This window comes from Pantoea sp. X-Soil-MYKO-1289 (assembly GCF_059730625.1).
Genome location: NZ_AP036004.1, coordinates 1,150,877 through 1,163,565, shown reverse-complemented (window position 1 = coordinate 1,163,565; position 12,689 = coordinate 1,150,877). Strand labels below are relative to the sequence as shown.

At 52.4% G+C, this 12,689-nt stretch carries 8 protein-coding genes and 1 pseudogene; 3 read left to right on the top strand and 6 right to left on the bottom strand.

All coding sequences use genetic code 11. The annotated features are described in order from the left end of the window. Window positions 1-68 precede the first annotated feature (68 nt). Window positions 69-1,073, bottom strand: coding sequence for a phosphotransferase enzyme family protein (locus AC6I7Z_RS05540; RefSeq protein ID WP_497813436.1), 1,005 nt, complete (start codon window positions 1,071-1,073; stop codon window positions 69-71). A 244-nt stretch (window positions 1,074-1,317) separates the two neighbouring features. On the opposite strand from AC6I7Z_RS05540, the gene eat reads away from it, so the two are divergent. Both eat and AC6I7Z_RS05530 read left to right on the top strand, forming a co-directional pair. After that, window positions 1,318-2,682: an ethanolamine permease gene (gene eat / locus AC6I7Z_RS05535; protein ID WP_497813435.1), complete on the top strand. Its 1,365-nt coding sequence runs from the start codon at window positions 1,318-1,320 to the stop codon at window positions 2,680-2,682. Between the two features lie 63 nt (window positions 2,683-2,745). Next, window positions 2,746-4,086, top strand: coding sequence for an aspartate aminotransferase family protein (locus tag AC6I7Z_RS05530; RefSeq protein ID WP_497813434.1), 1,341 nt, complete (start codon window positions 2,746-2,748; stop codon window positions 4,084-4,086). Between the two features lie 221 nt (window positions 4,087-4,307). Here AC6I7Z_RS05530 and AC6I7Z_RS05525 read toward each other — a convergent pair whose 3' ends face one another. The 5 genes from AC6I7Z_RS05525 to AC6I7Z_RS05505 all read right to left on the bottom strand — a co-directional run bounded on the left by AC6I7Z_RS05525 (window position 4,308) and on the right by AC6I7Z_RS05505 (window position 8,366). After that, window positions 4,308-4,634 (bottom strand): DUF1493 family protein, encoded by a 327-nt coding sequence (locus tag AC6I7Z_RS05525; protein ID WP_497813433.1) that lies wholly within the window; start codon window positions 4,632-4,634, stop codon window positions 4,308-4,310. Then, complete coding sequence (locus AC6I7Z_RS05520) at window positions 4,628-5,077, bottom strand: STM2901 family protein (RefSeq protein ID WP_497813432.1); 450 nt, start codon at window positions 5,075-5,077, stop codon at window positions 4,628-4,630. Before AC6I7Z_RS05520 ends, AC6I7Z_RS05525 begins: the two co-directional genes overlap by 7 nt. A gap of 1,098 nt (window positions 5,078-6,175) precedes the next feature. Next, on the bottom strand, window positions 6,176-6,433 hold the full coding sequence (locus AC6I7Z_RS05515) for a colicin E3-like toxin immunity protein (protein WP_497813431.1): 258 nt from the start codon (window positions 6,431-6,433) through the stop codon (window positions 6,176-6,178). A 107-nt stretch (window positions 6,434-6,540) separates the two neighbouring features. Continuing rightward, window positions 6,541-6,795, bottom strand: coding sequence for a colicin E3-like toxin immunity protein (locus tag AC6I7Z_RS05510; protein ID WP_497813430.1), 255 nt, complete (start codon window positions 6,793-6,795; stop codon window positions 6,541-6,543). Then, window positions 6,786-8,366, bottom strand: a complete 1,581-nt coding sequence (locus AC6I7Z_RS05505) for a colicin-like bacteriocin tRNase domain-containing protein (protein WP_497813429.1) — start codon at window positions 8,364-8,366, stop codon at window positions 6,786-6,788. Before AC6I7Z_RS05505 ends, AC6I7Z_RS05510 begins: the two co-directional genes overlap by 10 nt. A 2,266-nt stretch (window positions 8,367-10,632) precedes the next feature. Here AC6I7Z_RS05505 and AC6I7Z_RS05500 point away from each other — a divergent pair. Beyond that, window positions 10,633-12,610, top strand: a pseudogene (locus AC6I7Z_RS05500) (alkyl/aryl-sulfatase). Window positions 12,611-12,689: the final 79 nt, after the last annotated feature.

The window sequence follows — 12,689 nt, the reverse complement described above, 5'->3', positions numbered from 1 at the left end:
ACAGCGACTTAGCGCCGCCTCACCGTAGATTGCACTGCAATCACCCATTCAGGCACCGTCAGAGTGCGCTAAACGCCAATCGGCAAACGGGCGCCTTCGAGGTAGCGATGGCACAGGCGCACCGTGTCGTCGGCCCAACCGCTGCCCAGGCTGCGGGCCATCTCCGTTTCGCTATGGGAGGCCACCCAGGCCGTCAGCTGGATGCGGCGTTGTATCAGCAGAGACGGGATCATTGCCAGCTCCTCATCGCTGACGTGCGCCACCTGCTCATAGCCGTTTAGCCAGTTTTCCACCCACTGCGGGGCGCTGGGATGGTGCTCGACAAAGCTGATGGCAGCGGCAAGATCGTGCAGGTACCAGCCCATTCCGCAGTCATCAAAATCAATAACCCGCGTTTCGCCTTTGTGAACCAGCAGATTCGTCAGCCGCAGGTCGGCGTGAATCAGACCATAGCGATCGGGCGACTGGCCAAATGTTGCCATCTCGCGGCTCACATGGGCCAGCGTCTCTTCGACGACCGCGTGTTGCGACCGCGCCAGGCCAGCGACATCCCGCCAGTCGCCCCAGTGGCCAGCAGGAGAAACCATGGAGTGATGATCCCAGACGATGCGGCGAAACCCCTGCGGCTTGTGCCAGCGTCGGCTGTGGTGGTGCAGCTGCGCGGTGATGCGGCCTAACTGGCGAAATGCCGCTGGCTCGACCGCATCGGTGAGCATATCGCCCTCTATCCAGTGAAACAGCACCGCATATCGCTCGCCGCCATCAGGCAGGGGAAGCGTCTGAATGCGGTTGCCCTGCCCGTCACTGACCGCAACCGGCACACAGATCTCGGCGGCCTGCAGGGCGTCCAGCCAGTGAAGCTCGCTTTCAATATCCTGCTTCGCGTGATAGTCGCCCCGATGAATACGCAACGCATAGCGGCCCTGCGGCGTGCCGACAGACAAGGTCGCGTTCTCGGAACGGCACAGCAGTTTGACCTCAGCGTGCAGACAGGCGGGATAGGCCTGCAATGCCTGATGGGCAAGCTGAAGAATGGCGTCGTTACTCAAGGTGTCATATTGCTTAATGCTCATATCTGGCTCCCTCTCTCTGCGTGTGGCTTCAGCATGGCGCTGAACCTTCCCTGCACGCTTGACAGGAGAGCAGGCAAAAATTGACTTCAGCAGAGTAACGACGGCCTGACCCAGGGCGACTTGACCCCAACCGACGAGTTTCTGTTTTCTGCGGTCAAGTTTTTCTGTTAGCGCTGTGTCCATCATCTACCCGTCAGCTTTTAAGGCATCGCTTTTTCACTTTACGCAGACGGGGAACGCAGTGATGAAAGAAAAACTGAAACCCACCCTGGGCACCCTGCAACTCTGGGGGATCGCCGTGGGACTGGTTATATCGGGCGAGTATTTTGGCTGGAGTTACGGCTGGGGCGCCGCGGGTACCCTGGGCTTTCTGGTCACGACGCTGTTTGTCGCCGCCATGTACACCTGTTTTATCTTCAGCTTTACCGAGCTGACGACCGCTATTCCGCAGGCAGGCGGGCCTTTTGCTTACAGCCGTCGCGCCTTCGGCGATACCGGTGGGTTGATTGCGGGCATTGCCACCTTAATCGAGTTTGTTTTCGCGCCCCCGGCCATCGCCATGGCGATAGGCGCCTACCTCAACGTGCAGTTTCCAGAAGTGAACCCCAAACTTATCGCGGTCTGCGCCTACCTGATCTTTATGGGCCTCAACATCATCGGCGTCAGCATCGCGGCAACCTTTGAGCTGCTGGTCACGCTGCTGGCGGTGATTGAACTGCTGGTGTTTATGGGCGTGGTGGCGCCAGGCTTCAGCCTGACGAACTTTGTGGCTCACGGCTGGGCGGGACAGGAGACCTTTTCGCTGGCCTCGCTGTCCGGCATATTTGCCGCGATTCCTTTTGCCATCTGGTTTTTCCTGGCCATCGAAGGCGTCGCGATGGCGGCCGAAGAGGCCAAAGATCCACGTCGCACTATTCCCCGCGCCTATATCAGCGGCATTTTAACGCTGGTGGTGCTGGCGGTTGGCGTCATGGTGTTTGCGGGCGGCGCAGGCGACTGGCGCACCCTTTCCGGCATCAACGATCCGCTGCCGCAGGCGATGAAAATGCTGGTAGGCAACGATTCGCGCTGGATGCACATGCTGGTATGGATTGGCTTATTCGGTCTGATCGCCAGTTTTCACGGCATTATCATGGGCTACTCTCGCCAGTTCTTTGCGCTGGCGCGGGAAGGCTATTTGCCGCCGTCGCTGGCGAAGCTGTCGCGCTTTAACACGCCGCACCGCGCGATTCTGGCGGGCGGCGCGGTCGGCATCCTTGCGATTTTCTCTGACGGCGTCAGCTTTCAGGGCATGAGCCTGACCGCCGCGATGATTACCATGTCGGTGTTTGGCGCCATCGTCATGTACATCATGAGCATGCTGAGCCTGTTTAAACTACGCCGCACCGATCCAACCCTGGCGCGCAGCTATCGCGCGCCGGGTTACCCGCTGATCCCTGGCATTGCCCTGTGTGGATCGGTGATTTGTTTGATCGCGATGCTGTGGTTTAACCCGCAGATCGGCGCGCTGTTTGTTGGCTTTATGGTGACAGGCTATCTCTATTTCCTGACCACCCATTCCCGCCGCGGCGCTATCGCGCAGACCTCTGTTGCCGCAGAAACCGACTAACGCATTGATAAGCCCTGCTGCGCATAGCCTGCGGCAGGGCAGCACAAAGACCAAGGAGTCACGATGACGGTACGTTCAACCATAATGGATACCAACAGCTTTCGTGCTGAACACGCGGAAACGCTGGCGCCGGACATTCGACAGCTGACCGACAAGCGCAGCCGGGTGCTGGGCGAGTCCTATCGGCTGTTTTACCGCAACCCGGTGCATCTGGTGCGCGGACAGGGCCAGTATCTGTGGGATAAGGCGGGCAATCAGTATCTGGATATGTACAACAATGTGGCCAGTATTGGCCACTGTCATCCGGCGGTCGTAGAGGCGGTGCATCAACAGATGATGCAGCTGAATACGCATACGCGTTATCTGCACGAGTCGATCCTGGCATACAGCGATCGTATCCTGGCCACCCTGCCCACTGAAATCGATCGCGCCATGTATATGTGTACCGGCTCCGAAGCGAACGATCTGGCTATCCGCATTGCCCAGTGCTGGAGCGGCGGCACCGGGATTATCGTATCCAGAGAAGCCTATCACGGCACCAGCGCGCTCACTTCTGGCGTCTCGCCCGCGCTGGGCAGCGGCCAGCCGCTTTCACCGCATACCCGTCTGGTGGCGCCGCCCGACTTTTACCGCGTTCAGACGGCGGATCAGGGCGCATGGTTCGCGCGGGAAATTCAGCAGCAGATCGACGATATGGCCGCGCACGGCATCAAGTTTGCCGGTTTTCTGGCCGATTCGATCTTCTCCTCAGACGGCGTGTTACCTGGACAGCCGGGCTTTTTAAAACCGGCGATTGATGTCGTGCACCAGAACCGCGGAATTTTTATCGCCGACGAAGTGCAGCCAGGTTTTGCCCGCACCGGCGAGGCCTTTTGGGGCTTTGCCCGACACGGCGTGGTGCCCGATGTGGTCACCACCGGCAAACCCATGGGGAACGGCATTCCGGTGTCGGGGCTGATGGCGAAAGCGCCGGTAATGGCGGCGTTTAGCGATGCGCTGCCCTACTTTAATACCTTTGGCGGCAACCCGGTCTCCATGGCGGCGGCGCATGCGGTGATGGATGTGATTGAGCAGGAAGCGCTTCAGGCGCACAGCCTGAAAACCGGCGCGGCGCTGCTGGCGGCCCTGCAATCGCTGCAGGCGGCTTACCCCTGCATCGGCGAAGTGCGTGGCGCAGGGCTGTTTATCGGCTTTGAACTGGTGAAGGACAGGGAAAGCAAGCAGCCTGACAAGCGTCTGGCGCTCGACCTGGTGGAGGCGCTACGGGAAGAGTTTGTACTGACCTCCGTCGCCGGGCCTTACGGCAACGTGCTGAAAATTCGCCCGCCGCTCTGCTTCCAGACGCACGATATCGACTGGGTGGTGAGTGCGATGGATCGCTGTCTGAGGAAGTTACAGGGCTGACGTATTCCCGAACTGTCGCAGCGGCCCGGCATCCGTCGGGCCAGCATACCCTCACCTGACAAGCGGAAGCCAGATGGACGATTTAGGTTGTGGTGTAATCCCTGGCGTTACATGCTTCCTTCTCGATCTTGCACATCGGATGAACCCCGTATAGTTGCGCCACCATCATCGGTCAAAATAAGTGAACAGGTACAGCCATAATAAATGCTCCATGCTTGTGATTAGTCGTATAACCATTTCCCTGCTTTTGCTGATTCCGCGAACATTCTTACAGTAAGCGGTTTTGAAATCTGTCTGAGGGGGTCTCTGGTAAACCATTTTCGGAAAAACCATTCCAGTTTCCATGGGTAGTAATGCGCCATATCCAGATCTGTTACATCAACTCCAAACATCTCATCATATTTCTCTATGGCATCGCCTAACTCATCAGCATCAGCATAGCCCTGTAATGGCGTATCCATTTCAATGGGAATGGGTTGCATAGTAAGAGTGGTCATTAGTGATAGCTCCTTACGAAAAAAGGCTAACACTTCTTCATCAGTTACCATATTTTATCGTCTCCTCTGGCTATTCTGTTGTAGTTAGAGGTTGCTTTGTAAGCAATGGTTGCTACGTCATTTGCGAGAAGAATCCACCCTACCATCGGTATCGTACGCCCGACGAACTTACCGAGATTATTTACCCACATGGGCTTGTAATAACGAAGACTTGCATTTGTTAAAGTGGGGAGTCTGAAAGATAATTCAACATTGAGGTAACGACGAGCATAGACTGAGGCAATCGACGTTCCTTCAGTGGCTGTGCGGAACTTCCTGCGAGTTTTGACTAATGGCTGACCAAAAATTATTAGCGCTACAGTGGCCAGATCTCCAATGTCCCCCATCTGTTCATTTACGGAATCAAGAAGAATCCAGAAAAATAGCTCACTGGCTGAAATATTGCCGATGCCTTTATAGAAGTAGGTTCCATCGAGTTGCTCGACCGTATCCATCTCATATATTCCTTTACGTTCCTTGTAAGAAAACATTATAAGAAGCGGAAGCTGGATTGCTTGCTGATCTATATCAATCGCCTGCTCTGTATAGTTGCACAGTCCATTAAAAGTTAGATGCAGGAAGACCTAAGGCTGAAATAAATATAACTACATCTATCTGTTTGTTTTTTGCTGACTAACCTGAAACCATTTTGCTAAACGCACAGGCGTAACGCCCTTAAATATATTCGCTATGGGATAACCGGGTTTTCCGTTCCATGAACGCGCAGAATAACTTTCTCTGTAATGTCATTAATGCCAACCTTAGTTTGCGTAAGTCCTTTTACCTTTAGCGTGGTGCAGTAACTACTGCTATAGACTTTCTCTCTGGCCCTAAAAGTATCTGCTATACGGGCATGCAGTTTCAATTTAGGGGTATTTCTCTGAACGAGGATAGCCCCAAATGTCCTCAGGACAGATATCCATTCCAGTAGATGCGAGGAGACTTCAGCAGACGCTGATTTCGCTGGTATGAATGTTTTTAAGGGATTTTGTAGACTTCAGGAAACGGTACTGGAAAAGAAAATGGCACGCCCTACAGGATTCGACAAAGTAAACTAACATTATGAGTAATATCAATTTTTATCTGTTCGATTTTTTCAGGAGCCCCCAAAAAAGCCCCCACATTTTTTTGCGTTAAGCTTTCACAATTAAGGTTGTCTCCTGTGAGCTTTTAAAGGCAAAGGCAAGGTTGATCTTTTGATGCGCACCTGCTTTTACAGGTGATAAGTGGAAGCTGATAGCAATCACGCAACAGTACTGAACACCATAATTTAATAAGTGCTTCACCGGAGCTGTGACGAGGCTCAGTCCCCTGCTTCCATCCCAACAGGGTAGACTTTGCAACATCAATCTCATCGGCAATCTGCTGCACAACGTAACCTGACCTGTTAAGGCTGTTCAGAATTCCCAACTCTAAGCCAGTCAACTTTAAATGGATGCACGACAGACATGGCCTCCTCCTGACACACGTGTGCAGCGACATTTTGAAAAAACATTAAATCTGCCCTGACGTTTTCTCATTTTTTATCTCCTGCCCGTGATTTAAAAATATTCTTACCATTCATCTCTATAATGAAACGCAACAAAATAATCATAATTATCCAGAAGGATTTCCTCACTGAAAAAGGGCTGCAGATAGGGGATCCATTCTGCTTTCACATCAAACAACCCATTGTTTATCGTGTTCTCCGGGGGCAGACCCAGCGTATCAATAATGGAGTCATCGTCACCGAAATCTTCTGTGTAAGCTTCAGCAACAAGATATTCTGTTTTTTTGTCATACCATTCCAAGCCTATTTTTAACCCCATCATTTTTCTCCAATCATGATTTTTCTGAGGCGGCGTCCCGGAACAGCAGGTTTAATCTGCTTGCCGGTTTTCTCGGTTTTTTATCTCCTGCCTGTGATTCAAAAATATGTTCACCACTCATCCCGATAATCAAATGAAATGAAATAATCATATTCCTTTAACCTGATGTCCTCTTGAAAAAAAGGCTGGAGATAAGGCACCCATTTTTCAGTAACATCATAAAAACCTGCATTGAGCGTATCGTCCAGAGGAAGACCCAGTGTTTCTATGAGTGAATCGTCATCACCTAAATCAGCAGAATAGGCTTCTCCTTTAATCTCTTCATTAACTTTTGAAAACCATAAAGTATGTAATTTCAGTCCCATTTGATGGCTCCTGATGCTAATTTTTTAATCCTTCGCCCCGGTATAGCCGGTTTAATTTGCCTCCCGGTTTTGTGTTCAAATGCGCCAATGTGTTGCCCGTCGCTTGTTCGGTACCCTTCCAGTTCACCGTGGCTATAATCCCACTCATAAATTTTTCGCCCTTTATCGCCTGACCAGCGTGCGCGCTTTCCATTCCCCCCTTGCCTGGGTGTCACTGGCTTTTCCCATTTGAGTTCACCCAGCCCTTTTATTTCATCTGTACGCGGTGATTCGTAGTACTTATGCCCGCGCTCACGCGTCCCTTTGCGGGGGTTCTTCCTGGCTTCCTCCAGCTTGCTTTCAGCATCCTTTTTCTTTTCCTCCTTCTGACGCCGGCTTTCAATGGCTATGACGAGATCAGATTTCGCCTTTTCAAACTCTTCCAGTTTCTGGTGATAACGGGCTTTGCGTTTTTCATGCTCGCGCGTCCACCTTTTGATGCCATGTATTTTCTCCCATGCACGTTTCCGAGCAGCTTCCAGCTCCTCCGGAAAGGTATCCACACGCTTATGCAACTGATTCACCCGAAAAATGGCTTTTGAAAGCTCAGATATGGCGTCCTTAAGGTCTCGTTGAGCGGCCTCTACCGGATGCCGGGCATCCCATTCAGCCTGACGTCGTTTATTCTCTTCTTCCTGCTGTTGCAGTTCAATTTCTGCAAGTATCCGGATAATGACCAGATAAACCGGATCGACTTTTTCTTCAGAATTTCCAGGATGAAAACGGATAATGGCGTCATGTGCATGACCATGAGCAGGCTGTACACCGGAAATCCGATGAGGTTTCTGTAAAGGTGTTACGCCCTGAGGATGCACTGCGCCGGGCTTCACTTTGTAAGGATTCACATGTATATGCACTGGCGGCACATTGTCCTGAATTTTTGCAGAATAAATCCTAGGCCGTTTTGTGGGATGCGCATCCACAATTTTGACGCTGATCGGATGTTTACCGGGGCGGACAACACCAATTTTCTGTATACCACCATCAACAACATCCTGCACCTTCACCGGAACATTGAGGTGAGACAGAGCAGAGATATCTTCGACAGGCTTATCCGTTACTTTATTCAGTGGCAGACTCATGACAAGTTTTCCCATGAAGTCGCCGTCACGGGTGGGCTTATTTACTGGCGTCAGTAGCATTCCGGCAAAACCTGCAAACCTTCCCGCCAGCGCTGCAGAATCAACAGCCATTGTCTCCAGCTGGGACAATGCCATGGCTGTCTCTCTGGAGACTTCAGCCATGCTGAACAGGGTAAATCCCCATATACCTTCAGTCAGCGTAAAAGGAACGGCTAAACCCGGCACCGCAGCAACAGTAACGGGGCCAGAATGATTATGAGCATGACTCCCTCCCTCATTGCCCTTTCCGTGATGCTCCGGATTAGACGGAGCATCCTTACCGCCATAGTGATGGATATCACCCCGTTTACCATGGTGGTCACTCCAGCCCGGGCCCTCATTAGGAGTGATCCCATTAGCCACACCGGGTACTTTGTCCTGCTCACGGGTATTTTTGTTATTGTCTGCCATGAATAAGCCTCCTTATGCGATTACTGGCGCTGAGCAATTGCTCCCGGCGCTCAAAAATCATACTGAAGAGGATCTGGATCTGTCTGTAGACTGAAGTAACAAAGCATAACGGCAGAAAGCCTGCTGGCGTCGGGGAGTCCTTTTGCACGGGATCACAGTACGCCTGAAGGCCTTGCGATTACAAAAGCACTTCAGTGGCAGGCATTGCCGTTATCCGTTGTATTCGGCCAGGCAGCTCAACCTGGCAGGTGAATGTGACATTTATTCTTTATTTTCAATTTATTACAAACTGGTCTAATGACACCCCTCAAAAAAAAGTGTACAGGTGATCACGAGAATTATTCATTATTTTCATACAGTTAAGTCACATGCCGCCGCCGCCATGGAAATGCAAAAATCAGCCGTTTTCCGCGGGGCCGCCGCCTCGTGGACGGGGTACCCCTCCGGGAGGACCCGCTCATTTTTCCACGTCCTGCCGGCCACACCGACTGACCACCATCAGGTTGGTTGTCGGTTCAGAAAATGAAAGTCGGGCCTTAAAGGGTTTTACCCAAACAGTGCAAAACCTTCAGGCTATTGCAATAACTTCTCAGTAAGGGCGAATATTCAAACACAGCCTAAGTCTTTGATTTGTCCGAGACCGTCACTTTGTCTGCCTTACGAGATCTGGCTGTCAGATGATTAATGAATAACTTCCTGATTTTATTACGAGTGGTCACAGTGACCACCCGCGTCCTGGCGCTTAATTCGGTCACTCGTTTGAGGACTGTCTGGCTCTTCGGTCAGGCACAGAGTACGTAAGCTATTGTTTATTTCATCCGTCCTCACTTTGAGGATACAGGCCATCCTCTCAATGAATCTATCTCTGTGGCAGTTCAACACTTTCCCGGCGCTTGTGCATTCAGCCATCATCAGTCTGGTTATCTGCTCAGAAGTCGATAACTTTGTCTGAATAAGGTTTTACCCAAAAAGTGCAAAACCCCTGGCAGCGGCATTACCTCTCATTTTGCTAACGCTCAACTGGAACTTAAATCGTTGATTTTTCCATTCACCGTCACTTTGGCCCCGCCCGGGATGCTGTCGACGGAATACTCGATTAAGAACACGCTGATTTCAGTATCGAGGATACTAACGACCTCTCGCCTGACTCACTATCGTGCCCATAGTATGAAGATGATCCAGATATGGACATGCCTCAGGCTTGAGTCGTTACTGTGACTCATAACTACTTGAAAGCAATACAAGTCCTCATTTTGAGGATGTCCACCAGCCTGACTTTCCAACATTCCCAACACAATGATGCTTTATGCGTATGCTTGAAACGGACAATGTCTGTCTGACTGGTTTGTAGAACTAAAGCCACCTTATCTTTCCTTTAAGCCTTATGTCCGCTATGAGCGAGAAGCGGACATCAAAGTAATGGCGACAGGCAAATTCTGCCAAAGTAAACATAACGCCCCTTGCCTGCCCCCTTGGGAGGCTCTCAGCTCGCTTCTGCAGCGTCCGGGCAGTTTCCGGCACCCTTCATTGTCGGAACCCCGGAAAATGCCCTTGATGATACCAAAGCCTATGCATGGTTATGCAGAGAGAGTTGTTCTCCACGCATTGGTATATGCAGATATTGGAAAAGTCCGCTTCTGGCACTGAGCGGACAGATGTACAAGCAAGGTCCGCCAGGAGCGAACGGCAAAATAGAGTGGCTTGAACGCAAAAGGTTCAGGCTCAATGTGCTCGTTGTTCTGACAATGAAACGCAGCTAAAGGAGCCAGGTAGCGTTTAGACCGGTGGGGCAGATGCAGGCATTCCCTGTCTCTTCATTGTCACAATCTTATGGGCGAGGGATATGCGTCTTGAGGTTTTATTCTCTCAACAGTTGCTTAGCCGTCGTTATTCTTTATCTCAGAGCTTCTGGCCTAATTCTTAATTTTTAATGTTTATATATTCTTCACTCTTGTTATGACTGGTCTTAGTTTCTGCATGCCGTTTTATTTAAATTATTATAAATAAATGATTTTTAATACCCTCCCTTTATTTTCATTACACGTTTCGCTTAGTTTTTCTATTTGCCTGTTATTTTTAATATGTCGGCTACCTCGCAAATGACTTAAGTCAAACTGGCGAATGTAATTTTTTTCTCTACAGTTATATCGAAATGTAACCGAGCTCGCCCATTTCGCCATAAAATCCTGTCAGGTGCCCGGGAAGGCGCTGACAGGCCTCTTTGCTTTACACGGTACGTTAACCTTTAATGCCCAAGAGGATGTCAATGAAACTCAAACCCCTGGTTCAGAGCCTCGCCCTGTGCGGGCTTCTCACCACCCTTCCCCTGCAGGTCTACGCGGACGCCAGCCAGAAAGATGCTGCACCTGCGACAAAGCAGGCCAACGATGCGCTCTATCAGCAGCTGCCCTTTGACAACAAAACCGACTTTACCGACGCGCACAAAGGCTTCATCGCCGCGCTGCCCGATGCGGTAATCAAAGGTGAAGGTGGGAACCTTGTCTGGGATCCGAAAAAATATGCTTTCATCAAAGAGGGAGAAAAAGCGCCTGATACTGTTAACCCCAGCCTGTGGCGCCAGGCCCAGCTGATCAATATCAGCGGCCTGTTTGAGGTCACTGACGGTATTTATCAGATCCGCAACCTTGACCTGTCCAACATGACCATTATCGAGGGCAAAGAGGGCGTGACGGTAGTCGATCCGCTGGTTTCTGCGGAGACGGCCAAAGTGGGGATGGATCTTTACTTCAAAAATCGCGGTCAGAAGCCGGTGGTGGCGGTGATTTACACCCACAGTCATGTTGACCACTACGGCGGCGTGCGCGGCGTGGTACGCGAAGAAGACGTGAAGTCGGGCAAAACCAAAATCTACGCGCCGGCGGGCTTTATGGAAGCGGCGGTAGCGGAAAACATTATGGCCGGCAACGTAATGAGCCGCCGCGCCAGCTATATGTACGGCAACCTGCTGCAGCCTGATGCGAAAGGCCAGGTCGGCGCCGGGCTGGGCACCACCACCTCCGCTGGCACGGTCACGCTTATCGCGCCGACAGATTACATCACCCACACGGGTGAAAAGCGCACTATCGACGGCCTGACCTACGACTTTATGATGGCGCCCGGCTCGGAAGCGCCGGCGGAAATGCTCTGGTATATCGAAGAGAAGAAAACTATCCAGACTGCGGAAGACGTCACCCATACGCTGCACAACACCTATTCTCTGCGCGGCGCCAAAATCCGCGAGCCGCTGCCCTGGTCCAAATACATCAACGACGCCATCAACCGCTGGGGCGGCAAGGCGGAAGTGCTGATGGCGCAGCATCACTGGCCCACCTGGGGCAACGATAACGTCAACACGCTGATGAAGAGCCAGCGCGACCTGTATCGCTACATCAACGACCAGACCCTGCGCCTGGCGAACCAGGGCTACACGCGCGATGAAATCGCATCGATGTTCAGGCTGCCGCCGTCGCTGGCCAACACCTGGGCGAAACCGCGGCTACTACGGCTCGGTGAGCCACGACGTCAAGGCGACCTACGTGCTCTATCTGGGCTGGTTTGACGGCAACCCGGCCACGCTCGACGAGCTGCCGCCGGAAGAGGGGTCGAAAAAGTTCGTTGAGTATATGGGTGGGGCGGACGCCATCCTGCAGAAGGCGAAAGCGGACTATGACAAAGGCAACTTCCGCTGGGTGGCGCAGGTTGTCAGCAAGGTGGTCTTTGCCGATCCCGATAACCGGGCGGCGCGCGAGCTGGAGGCCGACGCGCTGGAGCAGCTGGGCTATCAGGCGGAGTCCGGCCCGTGGCGTAACTTCTATCTGACCGGCGCGCAGGAGCTGCGCAGCGGCGTGAAGCAGCTGCCGACGCCGAACACCGCCAGCCCGGATACGGTGCGCTCGATGACGCCGGAGATGTTCTTCGACTATCTGGCGCTGCACGTCAACGGCGAGAAGGCGGCCAACCTGAAGTCCGTGCTGAACGTCGATTTTGGCGGCGAGGACGGTATGTACAAGCTTGAGCTGGAAAACGGCGTGCTGAACCATACCGCAGGCGTCAGGGATGAGAAGGCGGACGCCAGCATCAGCATGTCCCGCGACACCATGAACAAAATCCTGCTGCGGGAAGAGACGCTGAAACAGGCGCAGGACAAGGGCGAGGTGCAGATCACCGGCAACGCGCAGAAGGTGGACGAACTGCTGGGCAGTCTCGACAAGTTCGAGTTCTGGTTCAACATGGTTACCCCCTGATTGTCTGTTTCCCCCCTGCGTCTGCATACGCAGGGGGGATCCAGCCGGCTTGTTTCACCTGAATGCGGAAGCGGATATG